We start from the raw sequence: 25,411 nt of genomic DNA, 5'->3' as shown, positions 1-25,411 counted from the left end.
GCAGGGCTGGTGGTCAGGCGCGCCGCGCCGTGCCGGTGCGTGCCCGGCAGGGGCCGAACAGGCAGGCGGCAAGCAGGATCAGCCCGGCGACGGTAGCGATCATGCCGGCGGCGCTGAGCGAGGCCTCGAGGCCCAGCCAGCGCGGGGCCTCCCCGGCCAGCAGGTAGCCGACCACCGCCGAGGCCACCGCGAAGGCCTGGCTCCAGGCGATCTGCACGCCCAGGCGGTTGGTCATCAGCCGCGCGGCGGCGGCCGGGCAGACGAACATGGCGATGACGATGATCGAGCCCACCGCCTCGAAGGCGGCGATGGCCGCCACCGCCACCAGGGTCACCAGCAGCAGGTCGACCAGCGCCGGCCGGGCACGCACGCTGGCGGCGAAGTCGGGGTCGAAGCTCGCCAGCACCAGCGGGCGACGCAGCACCACCACGAAGGCCAGCACCACCAGCGCCACCCAGGCGGCCCGCCCCAGCTGCGGCGGCAGGTCGGCCAGCGCCACCGGGTCGAGCAGCGCGGCCGGGGCGGTGCCCTCGAACCAGATCAGGCTCTCCAGGTTGCCGTAGAGGGCGTGCTCCACGTCCAGGTGCACCCCGCCGGCGCCGTGCCACTCCAGCAGCAGCACCCCCAGGGCGAAGAGGCTGGTGAATACTACGCCCATGGCGGCGCTGCCCTCCACCCGCCCCAGGCGGCGGATCAGCTCGATCAGCACCACGGTGACCAGGGCGGCCACCCCAGCGCCCAGCATCATCGCCAGCGACGCCAGGGTGCCAGTGATCAGGAAGCTGACCACGATGCCGGGCAGCGCCACGTGACTGATGGCATCGCCGATCAGGCTCTGGCGGCGCAGCACCAGGAAGTTGCCCAGCAGCGCGCAGGTCATGGAGATCAGGATCGCCACCGTCAGCGGCACCAGGCTGAACATCATGAACTCGCTCATCGCGCCTCCTCCGGCGGCAGCTCCCTCTCCAGGGCATGGATGGCATCCGCGGAGAGCACCTGGCCGATGGGGGTGAGGCCGGCGTGCTCGCGGTGCAGGGCGTCGTCGGGGTAGCGCCGCCGGTAGAGCGCCCAGAGGCGCTCCTCATGCTCGGCGTCCCGGGCCGCCGCCAGCCCGGCCGGGGTAGCGACCCCGTCGCGGCGCACATGACCACGGCGGCGCAGCAGCCTGAGGGTCAGGCCGTCGAAGATCGGCTCGTCGCGCCCCAGCGCCAGCAGCCCCTGGCGCAGGTGCACGCGCTGGCGCAGGCGGCGATAGGCGAGCAGCGAGGCGAGCACCCCGCGGCGCGGCGAGAACAGGAAGGAGACCAGGAACAGCGCGAAGGCGGCCAGCACGATCAGCGGCCCGGTGGGCAGCCCCTCCCGGGCGCTGGAGAGGGTGACGCCCAGGTAGCCGGCCAGCGCCCCGAGCAGTGCGGCCAGGACCACCATGCGCATCGGCTGGTCGGTCCAGAAGCGCGCCGCCACCGGCGGGATGATGGTCAGCGCCACCACCAAGATCAGCCCGGTCACCTTGAGCCCGATCACCACCACCGCCATCAGCAGCAGCAGCAGCAGCAGGTCGAGCCGGCCGGTGTCGAGCCCCTGACTGCGGGCGAAGGCGGGGTCGAAGCAGAGCAGCAGCAGGTCGCGCCGCCACACCAGCACCGCCACCAGCAGGGCGAGGCCACAGGCGGCGATCAGCAGCGCCTCGGCGTAGAGCATGCCGGCGGTGGCGCCAACGAGGTAGCCGGTGAGCCCCGATTGGCCACGCACCGAGAGGGTCTGGATCACCGTGATCAGCACTACCCCGAAGGCGAAGAAGGTGGAGAGCACCGCGCCGATGGCGGCGTCCTCGCCCAGGCGGGTGCGCTCGCCGATGCGCTGCACCAGCCACAGCCCCAGGGCGGCGCTGCCGGCGGCGCCGGCCAGCAGCGCCGGCAGCACCCGGCCATCGCCTTGGGCCAGCCCCACCACCAAGAAGGCCAGGGCCAGCCCCGGCAGGGTGGCGTGGCTGATGGCATCGCTGACCAGGGCACGCTTGCGCAGCAGCACGAAGCTGCCCACCATGCCGGCGGCGGCGGCGAGTAGCATGGCCCCCACGGTTACCAGGCTGGTGTTGTAGCCCAGGCTGAAGACGAGCGCCCGGCCCCAGGTCTCGATCATCGCACCGCCTCCCGGTGCGCCTCGGTCAGCCGCGCCAGCTGCACGGGGCTCAGCCGCCCGCCGTAGGTGGCCTGCAGGTTCTCCTCGGTGAAGACGTCGTCCACCGGGCCGGCGGCGATGCGGCGCACGTTCATCAGCAGCACATGGTCGAAGTAGTGGCGCACCGTGGCCAGGTCATGGTGCACGCAGAGCAGGGTGCGCCCCTCGTCGCGCAGCGCCTTGAGCACCTCGATGATCGCCGCCTCGGTGGCGGCATCGACCCCGGCGAAGGGCTCGTCGAGGATGGTGAGGTCGGCCTCCTGGACCAGCGCCCGGGCCAGGAAGACCCGCTGCTGCTGGCCGCCGGAGAGCTGGCCGATCTGGCGCTCGGCGAAGGGCTCCATGCCGACCCGGGCCAGGCTCTCCATGGCCCGGGCGCGCAGCCGGCGGGCGCCGAACTGCCACCAGCGCAGGTCGCGGTAGAGCCCCATGCCCACCACGTCGATGACCCGCGCCGGGAAGTCCCAGTCGACGCTGGAGCGCTGGGGCACGTAGGCCAGGTGGCGGGTCTCCTGCTCCAGCGGCCGGCCGAAGACGCGCACCTCGCCGGTGAGGCGCGGGGTGATGCCCAGCGCCGCCTTGAGCAGGGTCGACTTGCCAGCGCCGTTGGGGCCGATGATGGCGCTCATGCTCCCCGGCGGGGTGACGAAGTCCACCGAATGCACCACCGGGCGGTGGTCGTAGCTGACGGTGAGCCCCTGGATGGCCAGGGGGCTGGCGATCACCGCCTTGTCGAGACGCGAATCGGGCATGCTCATGGCTCCTCGTTGCCGGCGTCCTCCAGGCGGCCCAGGCGCCCCGCCTCGGGCGCCTCGCCGCCCAGGGCCCGGGCGATCACGGTGACGTTGTGGTCCAGCATCCCCAGCCAGGTCCCCTCGTAGCTCCCCTCGGGACCCATGGCGTCGGAGTAGAGCTCGCCGCCGATGCGCACCTCGTGGCCCACGGCGGCGGCGCCCTCGATCAGCGCCCTGACGTTGCGATCCGACACCGAGGTCTCCACAAACAGCGCGCCGATCTCGCGCTCCACCAGCAGGTCGACCAGCGACTCGATGCGCGCCAGGCCCGCCTCGCTCTCGGTGGAGAAGCCCTGGATGCCCAGCACCTCGATGTCGTAGGCCTCGCCGAAGTAGCCGAAGGCGTCGTGGGCGGTGACCAGCACCCGGGTCTGCTCGGGAATGCTCGCCAGGGCCTCGCGGGCGTAGGCGTCCAGCGCCTCGAGCTCCTCCAGATAGGCCTGGGCGCTGACCTCGTAGGCATCGGCGCCCTCGGGGTCGAGCTCGATCAGCGCATCGCGCACGGCGATCACCGCGTGGCGCCAGCGGCCCGGGTCCATCCATACGTGGGGATCGGGCTGGTCGGGGTACTCCTCGTCGGCCAGGCGCGCCTCCACGGGCACCGCCTCGCCCACGGCGATCACCGGGCGGCGCGCCTCCAGGCGGGCGAGCAGCTCGGTCAGCTGCACCTCGAGGTTGAGGCCGTTCCAGAACACCGCATCGGCGCGGCTCATGGCCATCACGTCACTGCGGGTCTGGCGGTAGAGGTGGGGATCGACGCCGGGCCCCATCAGACCCCGCACCGCGACCCGCTCGCCGCCCACCTCGCGCACCGCATCGGCGACCATGCTGGTGGTGGCGACCACCTCCAGCACGGGGGAGGATGGCGACTCGGCCGCGACCGGTGAGGCGGTCAGGGCAAGGAGCAGCAGCGTGGCGGCGGGGCGGCGGAGGAAACGGAAACGGGGCACTCGAGACTCCGGGAGCAGGCGTGAACCCATAGAGTAACGCGAAGCATCCACGCTGATAATCGCGGCCTGCCTATCACCCTCATCGAGACGCCCATACCCAGCGCCGCGCCGGGTCGGCTATGGTAGGCCCGGAATGCCAACGGAGCGCCGCTACATGCCGAAGATCGCCCCCCTCCCCGCCCTGGGCCTGACCCTGGGGCTGGCCCTCGCCCTCCCCGCCGCTCCCGTCATGGCCGACGCCTGCCCCGCCCCCGGGGAGTGGCAGCGCCACGGCGAGACGCTGGCCGCGGACAGCCTGCTGTCGGAGCTCGCCGCACACCGCGTGGTGCTGCTGGGCGAGCAGCATGAGCGGCTGGCCCACCATCGCTGGCAGCTGCACACCCTGGCGGCACTGCACGCCCTCGAGCCGGGGCTCGCCATCGGCCTGGAGATGCTGCCGCGGGAGGCGCAGCCAGCACTGGATGCCTGGGTCGCCGGCGAGCTAGACGAAGCGGGCTTCCTCGAGGCGAGCGGCTGGCACCAGGCGTGGGGCTACGATCCGGCACTCTACCTGCCGATCCTGCACTTCGCGCGCATGCACCGGGTTCCGCTGGTGGCGCTCAATGTCACCCCCGAGCTGCGCCGCCGGCTCGCCGACGAGGGCTGGACGGCGGTACCGGAGGCGGCGCGCCACGGCCTGAGCGAACCGGCACCAGCCTCCCCTGCCTATCGTACCGCCCTGGCCGAGGTCTACGCCGAGCACCCCGAGGCCGCCGACCCGACGGCCGACGCCCCGGACACCGCCGAAAACGCCGAGGGGCTCGAGCGCTTCATCGCCGCCCAGCTGGTCTGGGATCGCGCCATGGCCGAGGGCCTCGCCCGGGCCGCCGAGCAGGCGCCGCTGGTGGTGGGGCTGATGGGCGAGGGCCACGTGCGCCATGGCTACGGGGTGCCCCACCAGCTCGCCGCGCTGGGCATCGAGGCGACCTCAAGCGCCCTGGCCTGGGACCGGGAGCGTGGCTGCCCGGCGCCTGACGGCATCGCCGATGCCCTGTTCGGCCTGGGCGACGAGGCGCGCCACGAGCCCGCGGCGCCGCCGCGGCTGGGGGTGCTGCTGTTCCCCGACGAGGCGGGGGTCCGGGTGGCCCGGGTGGAGCCGGAGAGCGTCGCCGAGGCGAGCGGGCTCGTCGAGGACGACCTCATCGTCGCCGCCGCCGGGCGACCGGTGGCGGCCGCCGGGGAGCTGGTGGCGATCATCCGGCGCCAGGCCCCGGGCACCCTGCTGCCCCTGGAGGTGAGGCGCGACGGCGAGGCCCGGGAGCTGCTCGCCCGCTTCCCCGCCGAGGCGCCCTGAGCCCCGGGTGGCCGCTCGCCGGGGGGCGTGGCATCATGGCGCCCCCTGCGAGCCACCACGAGGACCCCACCCCATGCGACCCCTGATCCGCCTCTTCTTCCGCGGCCTGCGACTGGTACTGGCGCCGGTGGTGCTGATCGCCGAGAAGCTCTCTACCCCGCGGGCCGTGGAGCGCGGCGCGGAAGCTCAGGCCCAGGTCGATCGCGCCTGCGAGGACCTGGCCCTATACCAGTTCCGCACCTGTCCCTTCTGCGTCAAGGTGCGCAAGGAGATCGCCCGCCTGGGGCTGCCCATCGAGGTGCGCGACGCCCAGCTCGACCCGGACCACCGCCGCGAGCTCGCCGAGGGGGGCGGCCGCGTCAAGGTGCCCTGCCTGCGCATCGCCCGCGACGACGGCGAGGTGGAGTGGCTCTACGAGTCCGACGCCATCAACGCCTGGCTGAAGCGCCGCTTCCAACAGGCCTGAGCCCCCATCAGGACCACGCCGGCCGCCCGCGGATCAGCAGGTTGCGCGGGGTGAGCTCCCGCAGACAGAAAGTGCCGAGCTCCACGGCGTAGCCCGCCTCGGCGAGGAAGGCGGCGCGATCCAGCGCCAGCCACACCTCCAGCGGCCGGCGAAACAGGTGACGCAGCGTCTCCAGCCGCGCCACCTCGGCCTGGCGGCGCCATCCTTCGGCCTCTAGCAACGCCCAGTCGAGCCCGGCGGGCAGCGAGAGCCCCTTCTGCGCCGCGGCCCAGCGGCAGAATGCCGCGAAGCACGCCGGCATGCGCCCGTAGGCGAGGCTCGGCACCGGCAGGTAGGCGTCGACGCCGCGCAGCTCGCGCTGCAGGCGGTCGAAGCCCAGCCGCCAGGCGCCCGCCCGGTGGCGCTGGCGGCGCACGCCGCGCGGCGCGGTGACGGTCTCCTGCACCGCCAGGGCCAGGTCGTCGCGGGAGAGCGCCAGGCCATGTTCGACCATCAACGCCCCGGCCGCCCGGGAGAGCGGGCGGTAGTGCGCCGCGGCGGTGCGCTGGTAGCAGCAGGGTGCCAGGGTCACGGCGCTGCCCGCCGCCGCGGCCGCCTCCAGCAGGCGCCGGTGCAGGTCGCCACAGGCGTGCAAGGCACAGGCGTGGGTAGCGCGGGTGAGCCTGCGTGCCGCCTCCGGGGCCATCACGTCCTGGCGGATCGGGCGCACCGCGAGCCCCTGGGCCTGCGCCAGCGCCTCGCCGGCGGCGCACAGCGCCGGGTCCCACTCCAGGGCGAGCACCTCCCCGCCATGACGGCGGGCCAGGGCCCGTGCCAGGTGCCCCTTGCCGGCGCACCACTCCAGCGCCGCCTCCCCCGGGGCCAGGCGCACCCGCGGCAGGAAGGCCTCGATCTGGCGCCACTTGCGACCGCCGACATGCTGGCTCCACGCCTCGGGAAGCGGTTCGGGACGCGGCGCCAGCTCAGGCAGCGCACAGAGCGCCTCGAGCTCCGCCACCGGCAGCCACTCGACCAGAGGCGAGTCGATGAAGGGCTCGGCCTGCAGGCGGGCCAGGCGCTCCTCCCCCAGCGCCAGCAGCGCGGCCCGGAGGTCGGGGAAGGCCTCGGCCCAGGGCGGCGTGAGGTGCTGGAAGGGCTCGGGCCGCCACAGCGACTGATGGCGCGCCAGCAGCTCGGTAAGGCGCGCCAGGCGCCGGGCGAGGCTCGGGGAGTCGGTCACGTCGGGTTCCAGGCGCAAAGCCTCAGATGGTGTTGCGCAGCCCCAGCTCGTAGGGGTGCGGGTCGAGGTAGGTCTGGGCGCGGATATAGTCGGAGCCGTGGCGCTTCAGGTAGTGGTTGAGCAGGCGGATCGGCACCGCCAGGGGCACATGCCCCAGGCGATAGTCCTCGATGGCGGTGAGCAGGTCCTGCCGGGTCTCGGCGTCCAGGGCCTCCTTGAGGTAGCCGAAGACGTGCATCAGGGCGTTGGTGTGGGTCTTGCGGGTAGCGGGCCGCGCCAGCGCTGCCATGAAGCGCTGCAGGTAGTGCGCCATGGCCTCGGCCAGCGGGCGCCGGCTCGATTCCGCCAGGTAGCGTCCCAGCTCGCGGTAGGTCTCCACATGGTGGGCCATCAGCAGGTACTTCTGGCGGCTGTGGAACTGCAGCAGCGCATGGTAGCCGGGTGTGGCCTCGACGTGGCGCTTCCAGTCGTCGTAGGCGTAGACCCGGGTGATGAAGTTCTCGCGCAGCACGGCGTCGTTCATGCGCGCCTCCTCCTCCAGCGGCAGCTCGGGGAAGTGGCGGCGCAGCGCCCGCACGAAGGCGCCGGCATCGGAATGGCTGGGCATGCCGTTGTCGGGGCGGTAGACCTTGACCCGCGCCAGGCCGCAGCTGGGCGAGCCCTTCATCAGGATGAAGCCGCGCAGGTGGCGGTGGCCCTCGATGAAGGCCCGGCTGACGGCGTCCAGGCGCTCGGTGACATCGAGGCTGGCGTCCCGGGTGCCCACCACCCGGGGCGACTCCCCCTCGAGGCCGACCAGGCGGATCGGCTCCCGGGGCACTCCCAGGCCGGCCTCGAGCTCGGGGCAGAAGGGCTCCAGGGCGAAGCGCTCGGCGAGCACCTCGAGGCAGTAGCGGGAGCGCTTGTGCCCGCCGTTGTAGCGTACCTGCTCCCCCGTCAGGCAGCTGCTGATGCCTACCGGAATCCGCCGCTCGTCCGTCACCCGCTCCCCCATCTGCTGCTCTCCTCCTCGTCTCCTCGGCTGCCGGGGTCCATGCCGCCGCCATTGTGGCATAGCCGTGCCGGGTTGCCCTCCCCCTCGCTACCCTCACCCAGGCATCCTGCCTGCACCTTTCGGTCAACTGCCGAGGGGGCCCGGGCTATGGCATCATCGGGCGACATCCATCCGGCGAGGAGCCCTGCCATGAGCCAGATCATCACCCCGGACATCTGCGACGCCCACCCCGAGGTGCGCGTCCTCGACCCGCTGTTCGTCAACCTCGGCGGCCGCGAGGCCTTCTGCGGGCCGATCCGCACCGTGAAGTGCTTCGAGGACAACTCCCTGGTCAAGCAGGCGGTGGCCGAGCCCGGCGACGGCGCCGTGCTGGTGGTCGATGGCGGCGGCTCGACCCGCTGCGCCATGCTCGGCGACATGCTCGCCGCCCAGGCCGCCGGCAACGGCTGGAGCGGCGTGGTGATGTATGGCTGCGTGCGCGACGTCGACGAGCTGGCCGAGACCGACCTCGGCATCCAGGCGCTGGGCGCCCACCCGCGCAAGAGCGAGAAGCGCGGCGAGGGGCAGCGCGATATCCCGGTCACCTTCGCCGGGGTGACGCTCTCCCCCGGCGAGTGGCTCTACGCCGACAACAACGGCATCCTGGTGGCCGAGGCGCGCCTGCCGCTGGAGGGCTGAGCCGCCCCACCGCCCCTTGCCGTCGCGCTTGCCGTCGCGCTTGCCGGCCCTCTTGCCGACACAGGGCGGCAGCTGTCACCCTTGGCCCATGCAAGCCACCTCGAGCCCGCCATGCTGGCCCTCTCGCGACTGAGCCGGGACGTCCTGCGCACCCTGCGCGAGCACCTGCGCCCGCTGGTCGCCTACCACCTCTTCTTCACCCTGCTGGCCTCGAGCCTGCTGATGCCGGCGGCGGCCTGGAGCCTGGCCGCCCTGGTCGGGCGCTTCGGGCGCACCGTGATCAGCAACGCCGAGCTCCTCGACCTGCTGCTGACGCCGGGCGGGGTGCTGTGGCTGCTGGCCGCCATCGGGCTTACCTTCCTGGTGCTCTACCTGCAGCAGGCCGGCATGATCCTGGTGGCGGCGCGGCCGCGGGACAACCACCTGCGCCTGGCCTTCGAGGCGCTGTGGTGGACCCTGCACCGCCTGCCCTCCCTGGCGGGGCTGGTGGTGATCCAGGTCGGCACCCACCTGCTGCTCCTAGCGCCCCTGGCGCTGGGGCTGGTGTGGCTCCATGGGGCGCTGCTCGGCCACCTCGACCCCTACTATGTGCAGCGCGTGCGCCCGCCGGAACTCTGGCAGTTCCTGGCCCTGGCCCTGCCGCTGGTGCTGGCCTGGGCCTGGATCGCCGCCGGCCTCTACGTGCGCTGGATCCTGGCGCTGCCGCTGGTGGCCCTGGAGACGCTCTCGCCCCGCCGGGCGCTTTCGCGAAGCCGCGACCTTACCCGCGGCAACCGCCGCCCCATCGCCGTGGCCGCCCTGGCCCTGCTGGGGGTGATCGTGCTGCTGCCGGTGCTGGCCACCCTGCTCTTCGACCGCCTCTTCACGCCGCTGCTGTGGTGGCTGCCGGAGCGCAACGCCGTGCTGGTGCCGGCCACCCTGGCCTACCTCACCGCCTATGTGCTGGTGACCCTGGCCATCACCTTCGTGGGCATCGCCGCCAACGCCCTGCTCTCCGCCTGCCTCACCCTGCGCCTGGCCCATCGCGAGCCGCGCCCGGCGCCGCCACCTCCCGGCGCCCACCCGGGGGGCCTGGCCTGGGGGCTGGAGCTCGGCGTGGTGCTGTTCGCACTGTGGCAGGCGTGGCTGATCGTCAACAGCTTCGAACTGCGCGACCAGGTGAGCGTGATCGCCCATCGCGGCAGCTCGCTGGAGGCCCCGGAGAACACCCTGCCGGCGATCCATCGCGCCCTGGACCAGGGCGCCGACGTCGTGGAGCTCGACGTGCGCCTCACCGCCGACGACCGGGTGGTGCTCTACCACGACCGCACCCTGCAGCGCCTGACCGGCGACCCGCGCCGGCTGGGAGAGCTGACCCGGGCCGAGCTGGAGGCCTTCGACGTGGGCAGCTGGTTCGGCGACGCCTATGTGGGCGAGCGCATCCCCGGGCTCGGCGAGGCGCTGGCCGCGGTGCGCGGGCGCAGCACCCTGATGATCGACCTCAAGACCGACCCCGGCCGGGAGATGGCGCTGGTGGAGGCGGTGGTCGCGGCGCTCGAGGCGGAACGGGCCGAGCGCCTCGCCTGCCTCGCCGGGGCGGTGGTGGACCGCGAGGTGCGCGCCTGCGGCGACCCGGATGTGATCGCCGAGACCCGGGTGGCCACCGTCTCACCGCCCCTCTCACGCCGCATCCGCGAGCACCACCCCGAGCTGCGCCTCACCCTGCTGGCCCAGCTGGTGCTGCCAGGCACCCTCGACCGCCGCGGGCTCGATGCCCTGGGGCTGCGCCACAATCGCATCGACGAACGAGAGATCGCCCTGGCGAGCCGCTACGGCTACGAGCTCCACGCCTGGACCATCAACGACCGGGCGCGGATGTCGCAGCTTATCGACCTGGGGGTGGACGCCATCATCACCGACCACCCGGAACGCCTGGCCGAGCTGATCGCCGAGCGTCGCGAGCTCGGCGACGGCGCCCTGCTGCTGGTCAAGCTGCGCAACTGGCTACGGCAGTAGGCATCGGGTGGCACCGCACGACCCGGCGCCACCCGCGGGGCTCACTCCCCCATCACCACCCCTTCGCGACGCGGGTCGGCACCGCCGAAGAAGCCCTCGCCCACCACCTGGATGGCCTGCAGGCCGCTGACCAGCTCGCGCTCGCTGACCTCGTGGCCGCGCGCGGCCAGGCCCTCGAGGGTGGCGGCCGGGAAGCGCCCCTGCTCCAAGTAGACCGGCCCGCCCAGGGTGATGGCGTGGGGCAGGTCCAGCGCCTCCTGGGCATCCAGCCCCCAGTCGAGCATCGCCACCAGCGACTTGGCCGTGTAGTGGATGATCGCCGCGCCGCCGGGAGAGCCCAGGCTCGCCACCAGGTCGCCGCGTTCCTCGCCGTCACGGGCGAAGACCAGGGTCGGGCTCATGCTGGAGCGCGGCCGCTTGCCGGGCTCGACGCGATTGGCGATGGGCCGCCCCTCGTCGTCCTCGGGGGTGAAGGAGAAGTCGGTGAGCTCGTTGTTGAGCAGGTAGCCGCCGGGCAGGCCGGTGCCGCCGTCGGCCATGATCCGCGAGCCGAAGGCCTGCTCGATGGTGGTGGTCATGGCCAGGGCATTGCCCTGCTCGTCGACGATGCTGATATGGCTGGTGCCGTACTCCGGCTGCCGGGGGTGCTGCCCCCAGGCGGTGGCAAGCTCGCCGGGGTTACCGGGCTCGGCGCCGCCGCTGCCCAGGCTCTGCTCGCCGACCAGCGCGGCCCGCCCGACGAGGTAGTCGGGGTCGAGCATGCTCGACCAGTCGCCGCCGGGGGCATCGACGAAGGCCGGGTCGCCGATGTAGCGGCCGCGGTCGGCGAAGGCCAGCCGCGCGGCCTCGAGGAAGGGGTGCAACCAGGCCTCGCTAGGAACCCCGTCGACCAGCGGCGTCTCCACCGCCGGCAGCGCCTCGAGGATGCCGAGGATCTGCATCACGGTGAGGTGCCCCGAGGAGGGCGGCGGGAAGCCGCACACCACATAGGCCTGCCAGGGGGTGCAGAGCGGCGCGCGCTGCTTGGCCTCGTAGCCGGCCAGGTCCTCCCGGGAGAGCGTGCCGGGGCGCTCGGCGTGGCCCTGGACCCGCAGCACCAGGTCGTGGGCGATGGCGCCGGTGTGCAGCGCCGAGCTGCCCTCCTCGGCCACCCGGCGCAGGATCTCGGCCAGCGCCGGGTTGCGCAGGGTGGTGCCAGCGGCGAGGGGCTCGCCGTCGGGATAGTAGAAGGGGCCGGCCTGGGGATCGTCGCGCAGGCGCTCCTCGCCGGCGAGGCTGTCGGCCAGGCGCGGGCTGACCGTGAAGCCCTCCTCGGCCAGCCGGATCGCCGGCGCGAAGAGCTCGGCCCAGGGCAGCACGCCGTGCTGGTTATGCGCCATCTCCAGCATGCGCAGGGTGCCGGGCACCCCCACCGAGAGGCCGCTGGCGGCGGCGTCGAGGAACTCCAGGGGCTCACCCTGCTCGTCGAGGAATAGGCTACCATCGACGGCGGCCGGGGCGGCCTCGCGGCCGTCGAAGGTGACCACCTCCTCGCCGTCGAAGTGGACCAGGAAGGCGCCACCGCCGATGCCGCTGGACTGCGGCTCCACCAGGTTGAGCACCATCTGCACGGCGATGGCGGCGTCGATGGCGCTGCCGCCGGCCTTGAGCACCTGGTAGCCGGCATCGGTGGCCAGGGGGTTGGCGGCGGCCACGGCGAAGCGCTCGGTGGCCCAGCCGGGTTTCTCCTCGCTCTCCGACGACACCTCGGGGGCGATGGCAGGAATGTCGTAGGTGAAGGCGGTGTCCGCCGGGGCGGCCAGGGGCAGGCCGAGCAGCAGGGTGGCGGCGAGTGGCGCCAGCAGGCGGCGACGGGGACGCGTGGCAGGCAACATCATGGAAAGGTTCCTTGTCGTGGTGGGTAGGCCAGGCCGTGAGCCTCTCAGCATAGACGAAAGACGCCCGGTCGACGGGGGTCGACCGGGCGTTGAATGGCTTGAACCGGGAAGCCTTTCTTGTGGGAGCGAACTTCAGTCTGCGAAAGTACTGTTCCGTTCGCGCAGCAAGCTGCGCTCCCACATCGACATTAGCCCAGGGTTTCCCCGGCGAGCATGAACCAGGTCTCGAGCACCGCATCGGGGTTGAGCGATACCGAGTCGATGCCCTGCTCCATCAGCCACTTGGCGAGGTCCGGGTGGTCCGAGGGACCCTGGCCGCAGATGCCGATGTACTTGCCCTGGGCCTTGCAGGCCTGGATGGCCATGGCCAGCAGCTTCTTCACCGCCGGGTTCCGCTCGTCGAAGAGGTGGGCGACGATGCCGGAGTCACGGTCCAGCCCTAGGGTGAGCTGGGTGAGGTCGTTGGAGCCGATGGAGAAGCCGTCGAAGTGCTCCAGGAACTCCTCGGCGAGCAGGGCGTTGGCCGGCAGCTCGCACATCATGATCACCTTGAGGCCGTTGTCGCCACGCTTCAGGCCGTTGGCGGCCAGCAGCTCGACCACCTCGCGGGCCTCCTCGGTGGTGCGCACGAAGGGCACCATGATCTCGACGTTATCCAGGCCCATCTCCTCGCGCACCCGCTTGAGCGCCCGGCACTCCAGCTCGAAGCAGGCGCGGAAGGCATCGGAGATGTAGCGCGAGGCGCCGCGGAAGCCGAGCATGGGGTTCTCTTCGCCGGGCTCGTAGAGCTTGCCGCCGATCAGGTTCTCGTACTCGTTGGACTTGAAGTCCGAGAGGCGCACGATCACCCGCTCCGGGTAGAAGGCCGCGGCCAGGGTGGAGATGCCCTCCACCAGCTTGTCGACGTAGAACTCCACCGGGCTCGGGTAGCCGGCGGTACGCAGGTCGATGGTCTGCTGCAACTCCTCGGGCAGGGTGTCGTACTCGAGCAGCGCCTTGGGGTGCACGCCGATCATGCGGTTGATGATGAACTCCAGGCGCGCCAGGCCGACGCCGGCGTTGGGCAGCCCGGCGAAGCCGAAGGCTCGGTCGGGGTTGCCGACGTTCATCATGATCTTGAAGGGGATCTCGGGCATGGCGTCGACGCTGGTCACGGTACGGTCGAACTCCAGCAGCCCCTCGTAGACATGGCCGGTGTCGCCCTCGGCGCAGGAGACGGTGACGTCGCGACCATCGGCCAGCACTTCGGTGGCGTCGCCGCAGCCCACCACCGCCGGGATGCCGAGCTCGCGGGCGATGATCGCCGCGTGGCAGGTGCGCCCGCCGCGGTTGGTGACGATCGCCGAGGCGCGCTTCATGATCGGCTCCCAGTCGGGATCGGTCATGTCGGTGACCAGCACGTCGCCGGCGTTGACCTTCTCCATGTCGTCCGGGGAGGCCACCACCTTGACCGCCCCGCGCCCGATGCGCTGGCCGATGGCGCGGCCGCTGACCAGGTTGCGGCCCTTCTCCTTGAGCTGGAAGCGCTCGAGCTTGCCGCCCTCCTGCTGGGAGACCACGGTCTCGGGACGCGCCTGGACGATGTAGAGCGCGCCGTCGTCGCCATCCAGGGCCCACTCGATGTCCATGGGCCGGCCGTAGTGCTCCTCGATGGTCACCGCCTGGCGGGCCAGGGCCATCACCTGGGCGTCGTCGATGCAGAAGCGGCCACGCTCCTTGAGCGGCACGTCCACGGTTTCCACCGACTTGCCGGCGCTGGCCTCCTGGCCATAGACCATCTTGATCAGCTTGGAGCCCAGGTTGCGGCGCAGCACCGCGGGGCGGCCGGCGGCCAGCGTCGGCTTGTGCACATAGAACTCGTCGGGGTTCACCGCGCCCTGCACCACGGTCTCGCCGAGGCCCCAGGAGGCGGTGACGAAGACCGCATCGCGGTAGCCGGACTCGGTGTCCAGGGTGAACATGACACCGGAGGCGCCGGTCTCGGAGCGCACCATCTTCTGCACCCCGGCGGAGAGCGCCACGTTCTCGTGGGCATAGCCGCGGTGCACGCGGTAGGAGATGGCGCGGTCGTTGAACAGCGAGGCGAACACCTCGTGCACGGCGCGCTTGATGTTGTCGAAGCCCTCGATGTTGAGGAAGGTCTCCTGCTGGCCGGCGAAGGAGGCGTCGGGCAGGTCCTCGGCGGTGGCCGAGGAACGTACCGCCACCTTGAGGTTGGGGTGCTGGGTGGAGAGCTTGTCGTAGGCGGTGCGCAGGTGCTGCTCGAAGGTGGGTGGCAGCGGGGTGTCGATCACCCACTGGCGGATCTGGGCACCCACCCGGGCCAGCTCGGCGACGTCGTCGACGTCCAGGGTAGCGAGCGCCTGGTTGATGCGCTCGTTGAGGCCTTCATGGGAGAGAAATTCGCGGTAGGCGTGGGCGGTGGTGGCGAAGCCGCCGGGCACGGTGACGCCGGCGCCGGCCAGGTTGGAGATCATCTCCCCGAGGGAAGCGTTCTTGCCCCCGACACGCTCAACATCGTCCATGCCCAGTTCATCGAACCACAGAATGTAATCGTCCACGGGACCCCCTTGGTAGCGACGACAGGTGGTCATGCCGACAGGCATGACGGGATGCTGGCGACTCTATCAAGGGGTGGACATATTCGCCATTGGTCTAACATCGAAGTCACTGGAGGATTTTTACAACAGTCGATGCTTTTCGCGGATTCCTGTAGTCAGCGAACGTTCGATGGCTTGTCGCGGCCCGGCATGGCGCCGACAATGGAGCCCCCTTCCCCACAGCGACCACGCCATGACCCGCACCGCCTTCTTCATTTCCGACGGCACCGGCATCACCGCCGAGAGCCTGGGCAGAAGCCTGCTCGCCCAGTTCGAGAACGTCGAGATCCGCATGCTCACCAAGCCCTACATCGACACGGTGGAGAAGGCCGAGACCCTGGTGGAGGTGATCAACGGCGCGGCGGTCCGCGATGGCGAGCTGCCGATCATCATCGACACCATCGTCGACGGCCGCATCCGCGAGGTGATCCGCCAGGCCGAGGGCTTCAAGATCGACATCTTCTCGACTTTCCTCGAGCCCCTGGAGCAGGAGCTCAACACCCACTCCAGCTACACCGTGGGCCGCACCCACTCCATCGGCCAGGATGAGGTCTACATGGACCGCATCCACTCGGTGCACTTCGCCCTGGACAACGACGACGGCGCCCGTACCCACCAGTACGACAAGGCCGACGTGATCCTGATCGGCGTGTCGCGCTGCGGCAAGACACCGACCTCGCTCTACCTGGCGCTGCAGTTCGGTATCCGCGCGGCCAACTACCCGCTCACCGAGGACGACCTCGACGAGGACGGCACCCTCAAGCTGCCCCGCGTCCTGGCGCCCCACCGCCACAAGCTGTTCGGGTTGACCATCGACCCGCGCCGGCTGGCGGCGATTCGCCACGAGCGCCGCCCCAACAGCCGCTACAGCTCCATGGACCAGTGCGTGCAGGAGGTGGGCCAGGCCGAGGGGCTCTACCGGCAGATGCATATCCCCTTCATCGACACCACCCGCTTCTCGGTGGAGGAGATCTCCACCCGGATGATCGCCGAGATGGGGCTGACCCGGCGGTTCTCGCCGAGGTAGTCGCTGTCACTGCCGCGGCTTTCCCAGGGTCAGGCCTTCGCGGAGGCGCTGTGAACCCTTCCCTGGGCGCTACCGACGCCCTGCTTCGCTCTCGCGTCCTGCTTCGCTTGCAGGACCGGTGCTGGCCATCCATGGCCAGCCCGTTCGAAGCAGTGCTTCTCACCCCTGGCGTAGGACCTCCGCTGCGGCCTGGCCCTGGCGCTGCTGACTGGCCATCTTAGCGCACGACCCCCGCCCGTCTTAGCCTGACGATATCCTCCGCCGTGAGCCCCATTTCGGCCAGCAGGGCGTCGCTGTCCTGGCCCAGGCGAGGCGGGGCCACCTCGCTGGTGGCGGAGGCGCCGTCGAAGCGCAGCGGGTTGGCCACCTGGGGCACCTCGAGCTCGCCGCGCTTGAGGACACGCTTCATCTCGCGGTGGCGCACCTGGGGATCGTCGAAGGCCTCACCGACGGTGTTGATGGGCCCGGCGGGGATGCCGCGCGCCTCCAGCTCGGCGAGCCATTCGTCCCGGCGCCGGGTAGCGAGGATCGCCTGGATCATCGGCACCAGCACCTCGCGGTTGCCGACCCGTGCGGCGTTGGTCGCGTAGGCGGGATCCCGCGCCCACTCGGGGTGGCCGAGCAGCGCGGCGAAGCGTGAGAACTGGGCGTCGTTGCCCACGGTCAGCACCAGGTGGCCATCGGCGCAGGCGAACGCCTGGTAGGGCACGATGTTGGGGTGGGCGTTGCCGTGGCGTTCGGGGTCGCGGCCGCTGACCAGGGCGTTGAGCGCCTGATTGGCCAGGGTGGCCACCTGGACGTCGAGCAGCGCCACGTCCACATGGCGGCCGACCCCGGTGCGGCCGCGCTCCTGAAGCGCCGCCAGCACTCCCACGGTGGCGTAGAGGCCGGTCATCACGTCGGTGATCGCCACCCCGGTCTTCATCGGCATGCCGTCGGCCTCGCCGGTCAGGCTCATCAGCCCGCCCATGGCCTGGATCATGAAGTCATAGCCGGCGCGGTGGGCGTAGGGCCCCTCCTGGCCGAAGCCGGTGATGGAGCAGCCGATCAGCCGTGGGTTCTCGGCGTGCAGGCTGGCGTAGTCGAGGCCGTACCTGGCCAGGCCGCCGACCTTGAAGTTCTCCACCAGGATATCGGCCCCGGCGGCCAACCGGCGTACCAGCGCCTGCCCCTCCTCGGTGGCGATATCCACGGCCAGGGAGTGCTTGCCGCGGTTGGCGCAGAGGTAGTAGGCGGCGACCTTCTCCCGCTCGCTCTCCTCGGCCAGCCACGGCGGCCCCCAGCCGCGAGTGTCGTCGCCGCGGCCAGGATGTTCGATCTTGATCACCCGGGCGCCCAGGTCGGCGAGCAGCTGGCCCGCCCAGGGGCCGGCCAGCACCCGCGACATGTCGAGCACCGTAATGCCTTCCAGCGGTCCACTCATCGTGAGCTCCTTGCTACCGTGTGCCGATTAGTGGCACCACTCGGGGCTGCCCCGGCGTCAGGACTTCGAGGAGGCGCTGTGAATACCTCCCTGTACGCTACCTCGGCCATCCCTGGTCCTCGGACCTCCTCTACGCCCTGCCCCCGGCGCCCCGCGTTTTCATCCGCCTTTTATCAACCGGTAAAGGCCTGCAGGCCGGTCTGGGAACGACCGAGGATCAGGGCGTGGACGTCGTGGGTGCCCTCGTAGGTGTTGACCGCCTCGAGGTTCATCACGTGGCGAATCACATGGTACTCGTCGCTGATGCCGTTGCCGCCATGCATGTCCCGGGCGACGCGGGCGATATCCAGCGCCTTGCCGCAGTTGTTGCGCTTGATCAGCGAGATCGCCTCGGGCACCAGCTGGCCGTCGTCGATCATGCGCCCGACGCGCAGCGCCGCCTGCAGGCCCAGGGCGATCTCGGTCTGCATGTCGGCGAGCTTCTTCTGGATCAGCTGGTTGGCGGCCAGCGGGCGGCCGAACTGCTTGCGCTCCAGGGTGTAGTCGCGACCGGCGTGCCAGCACGCCTCGGCGGCGCCCATGGCGCCCCAGGCGATGCCGTAGCGGGCGCGGTTGAGGCACGAGAAGGGCCCCTTGAGCCCCTTGACGTGGGGCAGGCGCTGCGCCTCGGAGACCTCCACGTCCTGCATGGCGATCTGGCCGGTGATGGAGGCGCGCAGGCTGAACTTGCCCTCGATCTTGGGCGCGCTGAGGCCCTGCATGCCCTTCTCGAGGATGAAGCCGTTGATCACCCCCTCGTCATCCTTGGCCCACACCACGAAGACATCGGCGATGGGCGAGTTGGTGATCCAGGTCTTGGTGCCGTTGAGGCGCCAGCCGTCCCGGGTGCGGGTGGCACGGGTGGCCATGCCGCCCGGGTCGGAGCCGTGGTCGGGCTCGGTCAGGCCGAAGCAGCCCACCCACTCGCCGCTGGCCAGCCTGGGCAGGTACTTCTCGCGCTGCTCATCGCTGCCGAAGGCATGGATGGGGTACATCACCAGGCTCGACTGCACGCTCATGGCGCTGCGATAACCGGAGTCGACACGCTCCACCTCGCGGGCGATCAAGCCGTAGCTGACGTAGTTGAGGCCGGCACAGCCATAGCCGTCGATGGTGGCACCCAGCAGTCCCAGCTCGCCCATCTCGTCCATGATCTCGCGATGGAAGATCTCGTGACGGTTGGCCTCGAGGACCCGCGGCAGCAGCTTCTCCTGGCAGTAGTCGCGGGCGGTCTGGTGGACCATACGCTCCTCCTCGGAGAGTTGGTCGACGAGGCGGAAGGGGTCGTCCCAGGTGACGGGGGTGATCTGGCTCATGGTGGGCTCCTGTGGGATGGCGGCTCGATAATATCTACATTTTTTTCAAATGTAGACCACAAGCGGCGCGCTGCCAAGCCCCGAGGGCAAGAACCGTCCCTCAGCGGTAGCGGGCGAGCACCACCCGGACCTGCCACCAGGCGACCATCGCCATCAGCAGGTTGGCCAGGAGCATGCCGGCGAAGATGCCGGTGGTGCCGCCCAGGCGGCCGCCCAGCCAGGCCAGGGGCACGCTGAGCACGAACAGGCGCACCACCGAGAGGCGCATGGCCCGGGCCGGGCGGTGCAGGGCGTTGCACGACGAGACCGCCAGGATCACCACGCCCTGGGCGCCCAGCCCCAGGGGCACCAGCCACAGGAAGGCGCGCAGCACCTCCCCCACCGCCTGGCGCTCGGCATAGGCCGCCACCAGCCAGGGGGCGAGGCCCTGCAGCAGGCCCCACACCAGCAGCTGCCAGGCCAGCACGAACAGGAAGCAGCCGGTGATGGCGCGGCGCACCCGCGCGTACTGGCCGGCGCCAGCATTCTGGCTGACCAGCGGCGAGAGAGTCATGGAGAGCCCGAGCACGGCGATCTGGGCGATCGCCTCGAGGCGGGTGCCCACCCCGAAGGCGGCCACGGCGTCGTGACCATGGCCGGCGACGATGCGGGTCAGAAGCCCCATCGCCAGGGGCGTAAAGACGCTGGTCAGGGCCGCCGGCCCGGCGATGCGGCCGAGCTCGCGCCAGGAGCCGAGCAGCGCGGCCGGGGTCAGCCCGGCCAGGTCGATCAGGCCGCGCAGCTCGCGCTGGAACAGCAGCACCGTCGCCATCAGCGCCCAGCTCAGCACCGTGGCCAGCGCCGCCCCGCTGACCCCCAGCGCCGGGAAGGGGCCGACGCCGAAAATCAGCCACCAGTCGAGCACCACGTTGACCACGGCGGCCAGGGCCATCATCAGCCCCTGGGTGGCGGTGTTGCCGTTGGCCCGCAGGATGCTGTTGAGCACCCGGGGCACGATCATCGCCGCGGCGCCGAAGTACCAGACCCCCATGTAGGCGCGGATATGCGGCATCAGCACCGCGTCGGCGCCCAGCAGGCGGAACAGCGGCCCGAGGGTGGCGAGCCCCAGGGCGGTCATCACCAGCCCCACCAGCAGCCCCAGCAGGGCGGCATCGGTGGCGCGCCGGCGCACGACGTCGAACTCGCCGCGCCCCAGGCGCCGCCCCACCACCGCCGAGGTGCCGATCCCCAGGCCGATGGCCAGGCTGATCACGGTGAACACCACCGGGAAGGTGAAGGAGACCGCCGCCAGCTGCTCGGTGCCCAGCCGCGAGATGAACCAGGTGTCCACCAGGTTGAAGCTCATCATGGCGATCATGCCGCCGATCACCGGCAGGGTCTTGCGCAAGAGGGTGGCGGCGATGGGGCCTTCCAGGAGCTCGCGGCGGGCGGGCCGCGGCGGCGCGGCGGGTGCCTGGGACGGTGACGGGGCGCTCATCGGTGGCCTACTTGGTGTCGATGTAGCGGTGGTCGTTGAAGGTCGCCACCCACTGCGGGTAGTAGACCAGCAGGATGCTCATCAGCATGCCGGTGATGAAGGCCTCGGAGGGCATCAGCAGCGGCAGGAAGCGGGCATACTCCAGCGCCTGGTAGAGCGCGTGGGCATCGCTGGCGCCGAGCAGCATCAATCCCACCGCGGCAAGGCCCGCGGCCAGGGTCGAGAGCGCCGCGCCGAAGAAGCCGCAGACGAACAGGAACACCATCAGGTTGTCCGGCAGGAAGCGATCCACCAGCCGCCACACGACCACCATGACCAGGGCGGGGATCACCCCGGTGACCAGGTAGTTAACGCCGAGCAGCGGCCAGTCGACCCGCCCGGTCACCACCATCGCCAGGTTGACGACCAGCAGCGAGAGCAGCGCCAGCGGCGCCTTGAACACCAGCACCAGCAGCGCGGTGAACATCAGGTGCAGGGTCAGCCAGTCCACCGCCTGGGCACGCAGCTGCCACATCAGCAGCACCGCCACGCTGGCCGCCAGCCAGCGGTGCTGCAGGGCGCCATCGGCGAGCAGCGCGCGCCAGGGGCGCTGGGCCAGCGCCAGGCCCAGCACGCCGGCGGCCACCAGCGCGGCCAGCACCAGCAGCCAGGGGGCGAGCACCACCTCGGAGAAGGACATCGGCGCCTCCCCGCTTCAGGCGAAGACCACGGTCTTATTGCCGTGGATCAGCACGCGGTCCTCCAGGTGCCAGCGCAGCCCCCGGGCCAGCACCGCCTTCTCCACGTCACGGCCGAAGCGCACCAGGTCGCTCGGGGTGTGGCAGTGGCTGACGCGGTGGATGTCCTGCTCGATGATCGGCCCGGCATCGAGCTCGGCGGTGACGTAGTGACAGGTGGCGCCGATCAGCTTCACCCCGCGCTCGTAGGCCTGGTGGTAGGGCTTGGCGCCGGCGAAGCTGGGCAGGAAGCTGTGGTGGATATTGATCACCCGGCCGGCGAAGCGCTCGCAGAGGGCCGGCGGCAGGATCTGCATGTAGCGCGCCAGCACGATGCAGTCGGCGCGCCGTTCCTCCACCAAGCGCTCCACCTCGGCGAAGGCCGCGGACTTGTCGTCGGCCGGCACCGGGACATGGTGGTAGGGGATCCCGTGCCACTCCACCAGGCCACGCATCGCCTCGTGGTTGGAGATCACCGCGGCGATCTCGCAGTCGAGCTCGCCGGCGGTCCAGCGGTAGAGCAGGTCCACCAGGCAGTGAGACTCCTTCGACACCATCAGCACCACCCGCGGCCGCTGGCGGGTGTCGGTGAGCGCCCAGGTCATCTCGAACTCGGCGGCGATGGGGGCGAAGGCCTCGCGGAGTGCCTCGGGGGGTATGCCGATGGAGTCGGCCAGGATCTCGTAGCGCATGAAGAAGCGCCCCGTCTCGAGGTCGGAGTGCTGGCTCGCCTCGGTGATCGAGCCGCCGTGGCCGGCAATGAAGCCGGAGACGCGGGAGACGATCCCCACGCGATCCGGGCAGGAAACCACCAGGCGGTAGTAGTGCGACATGTCGTGCTCCAGGCTCTGCGGGACGGGCGCGACAGTGTAGCGAAAACAGCGAGTTCCGGCATCCAGCGCGGCGCCGCGCGTTGTGGGCGCCGGCGGGCATCCCGTATAGTGAAGCCACTATGTCCAAGGACGCCCCCGCCGCGATGCACAAGCCCCGAGTCGAGATTCGCCCCCGCCGCCGCCCTCCCCTGCGCTTCCTGCCGCTGGGCGGCTGCGGCGAAATCGGCATGAACCTGAGCCTCTACGGCTTCGGGGCGCGAGAGGAGGACGAGGCCTGGATTGCCGTGGACTGCGGCATGATGATCCGCCAGGACCTGCCCGACACGCCGCTCCAGGTGCCCAACCAGGCCGGCCTGGACGCCCTGGGCATCGCGCCCCGCGCTCTGGTGATCACCCATGGCCACGAGGACCATATCGGCGCGGCCGCCTGGCTGTGGCCAACCTGGGGCTGCCCGATCCACGCCACGCCGCTGGCCGCCGGCCTGCTGCGGGCCAAGTTCCAGGAGCGCGGCCTGGCCACCGACGCCATCCGGGTGATCGAGCCCGGCGAGGCGATCGAGGTGTCCCCCTTTACCCTGCGCTTCCTGCCGGTGCCCCACTCCATCCCCGAGAGCTGCGCGCTGCTGATCACCGCCGGCGAGCACCGGGTGCTGCACACCGGCGACTGGAAGCTCGACCCCGACCCGCTGCTGGGGGCGCCGATCGACCCCGCCACCTTCCGCGCCCTGGCCCCGGTGGACCTGGTGGTGGGCGACTCCACCAACGCCCCGCTGCCGGGGGAGTCGCGCAGCGAGGGCGAGGTCGGCGAGGCACTGGAGCACACCATCGCCCGCTGCGAGGGCCGCGTGGTGGTCTCCTGCTTCGCCAGCAACCTGGCGCGGGTGCTGGCCATCGGCCGCGCCGCCGAGCGCTGCGGGCGGCGGGTCAGCCTGATGGGGCGCTCCATGGAGCGCATGGTGGCAGTGGCCCGGGGGCTGGGCTACCTCGACGACTTCCCGCCCCTGGTGCCCAGCAATGACCTCGGCTACCTGCCCCCCGAGGAGGTGCTGGTGATCGCCACCGGCAGCCAGGGCGAGCCCCGCGCCGCGCTGCAGCGCCTCGCCCGTGGGCGCCATCGCTCGCTGGAACTGGGGCCCGGCGACAGCGTGATCTTCTCGGCCAAGGCGATCCCCGGCAACGAACTGCTGATCGAGCGACTCAAGGCGGGCCTGCGCCACCTGGGGGTCGCCATCCTCGACGAGTTCAACCATCCCGAGCTCCACGCCTCCGGCCACCCCGCCCGGGAGGAGCTGCGTACCCTCTACGGCTGGGTGCGCCCGCGCCACCTGCTGCCGGTGCACGGCGAGCCGCGCCACCAGCAGGCCCACCGAGAGATCGCCGAGGCGCTGGGCATCCAGGCCCCGCTCTCCCCCGCCAATGGCGACCTGATCCGCTTCGATGGCGACGGCCTGACCCTCGAGGCCCGCCATCCCCAACCGCCGGTGATCGTCAGCCAGGACGCGGTGGCCCCGCTACCGGGGCTGGGCGGGGGCCGCGACGCAGGTGGCCGCCACGGCAGCCTCTACCTGGCGGTCTCGGTGGCCGCCACCGAGGCGGGGGGCTGGACGCGCATCGGCCGCCTGATGCTGGATGGCGGCGACGCGGCGCCCTTCGACGAGGACGCCTTCGCGGACTGGCTGGACACGGCGCTCGCCGAGCTCAGCGCCGATACCCTGGCCGACCTGCGCCTGGCCCTGCAGCCACGGCTGATCGGCTGGTTCGCCGACCACCTGCGTCGACTGCCCGAGATCCACCTGCAGCTGCTGGCGGTAGAGATGCCGGAGCTCGACAGCCCGGGATGACCCGCCGATGCGGCGCCTCAAGACCCGAAGAAGCCGCTCCGAGGAGCGGCTTCTTCATGGCACCGTGTTTCAGGTCATCGGCAGGTTGACGTTACCCGGTGCGGCCGGTGGAACGGCAAGGCGCTCGGCTTTTAACGCATCAGTAAGGCATCAGGCCTTGCTGGCGTTCTTGGGCGGACGTCCGCGCTTGCGTCGCGGCGGTTCCTCCACCAGGTCATTGACCGAGAGACCCGCCTCGCTGATCGCCTCGAGGATCTCCGAGCGCTTGCGCTCCTTCTCGGCCTCCTCCTCCTGGCGCTGGCGTTCCTCGTCCTTCTTCTGCTCGATGACCTCCTCGACCACCTCGGCGAGCTTGTGCAGCTGCTCCATGCTGAGCTGGCGTGCCGCGGCACGGGCCACGTTCTTGTTGCGAGCGATGCGCTCCAGGGTGTCGCTGGACATCAGTCCCTCCTGAGCTGGATAGTCGAGACGGTTTCGGTGTGGTTGCGTAAGCAAAAGTATATGCTGTTACACCGAATTGGCAAGGAAGTCGGGAAGAATTTGTGCACCGAAAACACCGCCTAATTCGCACCGATAATCCGCCGCCAGGAACGCGAAACGGCGCCCGAAGGCGCCGTCGATGTGGGCGGAAGCCGGCGTCGGTCGGGCTCAGCCCCCGGTCATGTTCATGAAGCGCACCACCTGCACGGCGCCATCGGTGGAGAAGTGATGACGCTCGGGCTTGAGCGGCATGGCGGCGACGATGGCCCGCTTGAGTGCCTCGATATCGCCGGGGTGGGCACGCAGCACACGGCGCAGATCCACCGAGTGCTCATTGCCCAGACACAGCAGCAGGCGCCCCTCCACGGTGACGCGGACCCGGTTGCAGCTGGCGCAGAAGTTGTGGCTGTGGGGCGAGATGAAGCCGATCCGCGAGTCGCTGTCGGCCATGCGGAAATAGCGCGAGGGTCCCGGCGTGGTTTCGGTGGTGGGGGTCAGCGGGTAGCGCGCCTCGATCATCGCCTGCACCTCGTCGCTGGAGCAGTAGGTCTCGGCACGGCTATGGTCGGAGACATCCCCCAGCGGCATCTCCTCGATGAAGCTGATATCGAGCCCCTCCTGCCGGGCAAAGTCGACCAGGTCGAGCACCTCGTCGTCGTTGCGCCCCTTGAGGATCACGGCGTTAAGCTTGATACGCTCGAAGCCCGCCTCACGGGCGGCCCGGATGCCATCGATGACGCGAGCGAGATCCCCGGTGCGGGTCAGCCGGCGGAAGCGTTCGGGATCCAGGGAATCGAGGCTGATGTTGAGCCGCTTGAGTCCGCCTTCGCGCAGCTTGTCGGCATACTTCGGCAGGCTGGCGCCATTGGTGGTCATGGCGAAGTCCTTGAGCCCGGAAAGGCCGCCGACCTGCGCCACCAGGCTGTCGATGTCCCGGCGCACCAGCGGCTCACCACCGGTAAGACGTATCTTCTCGACGCCCAGCTCCACGAAGGCACGCGCCACCAGCGCCAGCTCCTCGAGGGTCAGCACCTGGGCCCGGGGCAGGAAGGTCATCTCCTCGCTCATGCAGTAGACGCAGCGGAAGTCGCAGCGGTCGGTGACCGAGATCCGCACGTAGTTCACCCGGCGGCCGAAGTCATCGATCAGTTCGCGAGGCAGGGTCGTCATGG

At 70.9% G+C, this 25,411-nt stretch carries 21 protein-coding genes; 6 read left to right on the top strand and 15 right to left on the bottom strand.

Annotated elements, in window-relative coordinates:
* Positions 1 to 13: 13 nt before the first annotated feature.
* The 4 genes from Q673_RS30235 to Q673_RS30220 are packed head-to-tail and all read right to left on the bottom strand — an operon-like array spanning position 14 to position 3,925.
* Complete coding sequence (locus tag Q673_RS30235; RefSeq protein WP_023006481.1) at positions 14 to 937, bottom strand: metal ABC transporter permease; 924 nt, start codon at positions 935 to 937, stop codon at positions 14 to 16.
* Positions 934 to 2,142 (bottom strand): metal ABC transporter permease, encoded by a 1,209-nt coding sequence (locus Q673_RS30230; RefSeq protein WP_023006480.1) that lies wholly within the window; start codon positions 2,140 to 2,142, stop codon positions 934 to 936. The genes Q673_RS30235 and Q673_RS30230 overlap by 4 nt, the downstream gene beginning before the upstream one ends.
* Entirely contained in the window at positions 2,139 to 2,933 is a 795-nt protein-coding gene (locus Q673_RS30225; protein WP_200861411.1) for a metal ABC transporter ATP-binding protein, read from the bottom strand. The genes Q673_RS30230 and Q673_RS30225 overlap by 4 nt, the downstream gene beginning before the upstream one ends.
* 2 nt (positions 2,934 to 2,935) lie before the next feature.
* Complete coding sequence (locus tag Q673_RS30220; protein ID WP_023006478.1) at positions 2,936 to 3,925, bottom strand: metal ABC transporter solute-binding protein, Zn/Mn family; 990 nt, start codon at positions 3,923 to 3,925, stop codon at positions 2,936 to 2,938.
* A 154-nt stretch (positions 3,926 to 4,079) separates the two neighbouring features.
* Here Q673_RS30220 and Q673_RS30215 point away from each other — a divergent pair, with 154 nt between their 5' ends.
* Together Q673_RS30215 and Q673_RS30210 are read left to right on the top strand one after the other, a co-directional pair.
* Positions 4,080 to 5,258, top strand: coding sequence for a ChaN family lipoprotein (locus Q673_RS30215; RefSeq protein WP_023006477.1), 1,179 nt, complete (start codon positions 4,080 to 4,082; stop codon positions 5,256 to 5,258).
* A 73-nt stretch (positions 5,259 to 5,331) separates the two neighbouring features.
* Positions 5,332 to 5,724 carry a glutaredoxin family protein gene (locus tag Q673_RS30210; RefSeq protein WP_023006476.1) on the top strand — a complete coding sequence of 131 codons (393 nt, stop codon included), beginning with the start codon at positions 5,332 to 5,334 and terminating at the stop codon, positions 5,722 to 5,724.
* Positions 5,725 to 5,731: 7 nt separating this feature from the next.
* Here Q673_RS30210 and Q673_RS30205 read toward each other — a convergent pair whose 3' ends face one another.
* Both Q673_RS30205 and Q673_RS30200 read right to left on the bottom strand, forming a co-directional pair.
* The gene (locus Q673_RS30205; protein ID WP_023006475.1) at positions 5,732 to 6,943 is read right to left on the bottom strand and encodes a methyltransferase; all 1,212 of its coding nucleotides are present in this window, start codon (positions 6,941 to 6,943) and stop codon (positions 5,732 to 5,734) included.
* Between the two features lie 22 nt (positions 6,944 to 6,965).
* On the bottom strand, positions 6,966 to 7,937 hold the full coding sequence (locus tag Q673_RS30200; protein ID WP_023006474.1) for a YbgA family protein: 972 nt from the start codon (positions 7,935 to 7,937) through the stop codon (positions 6,966 to 6,968).
* A 189-nt stretch (positions 7,938 to 8,126) separates the two neighbouring features.
* Between Q673_RS30200 and rraA the strand changes: the two genes are divergently transcribed.
* Positions 8,127 to 8,615: a ribonuclease E activity regulator RraA gene (rraA, locus tag Q673_RS30195; protein WP_023006473.1), complete on the top strand. Its 489-nt coding sequence runs from the start codon at positions 8,127 to 8,129 to the stop codon at positions 8,613 to 8,615.
* 111 nt (positions 8,616 to 8,726) lie between these two features.
* Complete coding sequence (locus Q673_RS30190; protein WP_023006472.1) at positions 8,727 to 10,610, top strand: glycerophosphodiester phosphodiesterase family protein; 1,884 nt, start codon at positions 8,727 to 8,729, stop codon at positions 10,608 to 10,610.
* A 41-nt stretch (positions 10,611 to 10,651) separates the two neighbouring features.
* On the opposite strand, the gene Q673_RS30185 is transcribed toward Q673_RS30190, so the two are convergent.
* Together Q673_RS30185 and ppsA are read right to left on the bottom strand one after the other, a co-directional pair.
* Complete coding sequence (locus tag Q673_RS30185; protein WP_023006471.1) at positions 10,652 to 12,487, bottom strand: gamma-glutamyltransferase family protein; 1,836 nt, start codon at positions 12,485 to 12,487, stop codon at positions 10,652 to 10,654.
* Between the two features lie 188 nt (positions 12,488 to 12,675).
* Positions 12,676 to 15,048, bottom strand: a complete 2,373-nt coding sequence (gene ppsA, locus Q673_RS30180; protein ID WP_031218354.1) for a phosphoenolpyruvate synthase — start codon at positions 15,046 to 15,048, stop codon at positions 12,676 to 12,678.
* A gap of 232 nt (positions 15,049 to 15,280) precedes the next feature.
* Between ppsA and ppsR the strand changes: the two genes are divergently transcribed.
* A complete protein-coding gene (gene ppsR / locus Q673_RS30175; protein ID WP_023006469.1) occupies positions 15,281 to 16,114 on the top strand; it encodes a posphoenolpyruvate synthetase regulatory kinase/phosphorylase PpsR in 834 nt (277 codons plus the stop codon).
* Between the two features lie 217 nt (positions 16,115 to 16,331).
* Here the strand turns inward: ppsR and Q673_RS30170 are convergent, their stop codons facing one another.
* The 5 genes from Q673_RS30170 to purU form a co-directional block, all read right to left on the bottom strand.
* Positions 16,332 to 17,537: a CaiB/BaiF CoA transferase family protein gene (locus Q673_RS30170; RefSeq protein WP_023006468.1), complete on the bottom strand. Its 1,206-nt coding sequence runs from the start codon at positions 17,535 to 17,537 to the stop codon at positions 16,332 to 16,334.
* Between the two features lie 173 nt (positions 17,538 to 17,710).
* On the bottom strand, positions 17,711 to 18,892 hold the full coding sequence (locus Q673_RS30165; protein ID WP_023006467.1) for an acyl-CoA dehydrogenase: 1,182 nt from the start codon (positions 18,890 to 18,892) through the stop codon (positions 17,711 to 17,713).
* Positions 18,893 to 18,992: 100 nt separating this feature from the next.
* Positions 18,993 to 20,369: an MATE family efflux transporter gene (locus Q673_RS30160; protein WP_023006466.1), complete on the bottom strand. Its 1,377-nt coding sequence runs from the start codon at positions 20,367 to 20,369 to the stop codon at positions 18,993 to 18,995.
* Positions 20,370 to 20,376: 7 nt separating this feature from the next.
* On the bottom strand, positions 20,377 to 21,048 hold the full coding sequence (locus Q673_RS30155; protein ID WP_023006465.1) for an energy-coupling factor ABC transporter permease: 672 nt from the start codon (positions 21,046 to 21,048) through the stop codon (positions 20,377 to 20,379).
* Between the two features lie 15 nt (positions 21,049 to 21,063).
* On the bottom strand, positions 21,064 to 21,918 hold the full coding sequence (purU, locus tag Q673_RS30150) for a formyltetrahydrofolate deformylase (RefSeq protein ID WP_023006464.1): 855 nt from the start codon (positions 21,916 to 21,918) through the stop codon (positions 21,064 to 21,066).
* A 227-nt stretch (positions 21,919 to 22,145) separates the two neighbouring features.
* On the opposite strand from purU, the gene Q673_RS30145 reads away from it, so the two are divergent.
* Entirely contained in the window at positions 22,146 to 23,759 is a 1,614-nt protein-coding gene (locus Q673_RS30145) for a ribonuclease J (RefSeq protein WP_031218352.1), read from the top strand.
* 150 nt (positions 23,760 to 23,909) lie between these two features.
* Here the strand turns inward: Q673_RS30145 and Q673_RS30140 are convergent, their stop codons facing one another.
* Both Q673_RS30140 and moaA read right to left on the bottom strand, forming a co-directional pair.
* A complete protein-coding gene (locus tag Q673_RS30140) occupies positions 23,910 to 24,200 on the bottom strand; it encodes an H-NS family histone-like protein (protein ID WP_023006462.1) in 291 nt (96 codons plus the stop codon).
* 207 nt (positions 24,201 to 24,407) lie between these two features.
* Positions 24,408 to 25,400 carry a GTP 3',8-cyclase MoaA gene (moaA, locus tag Q673_RS30135; protein WP_152527118.1) on the bottom strand — a complete coding sequence of 331 codons (993 nt, stop codon included), beginning with the start codon at positions 25,398 to 25,400 and terminating at the stop codon, positions 24,408 to 24,410.
* Positions 25,401 to 25,411 lie beyond the last annotated feature (11 nt).

Origin of the sequence: Halomonas sp. PBN3, from assembly GCF_000475415.1 — a bacterium.
In the GTDB taxonomy this organism is placed as follows: Bacteria; Pseudomonadota; Gammaproteobacteria; order Pseudomonadales; family Halomonadaceae; genus Halomonas; species Halomonas shengliensis.
Note: the sequence above shows the minus strand (reverse complement) of the source record. Positions and strands in the feature narration are given on the sequence as shown.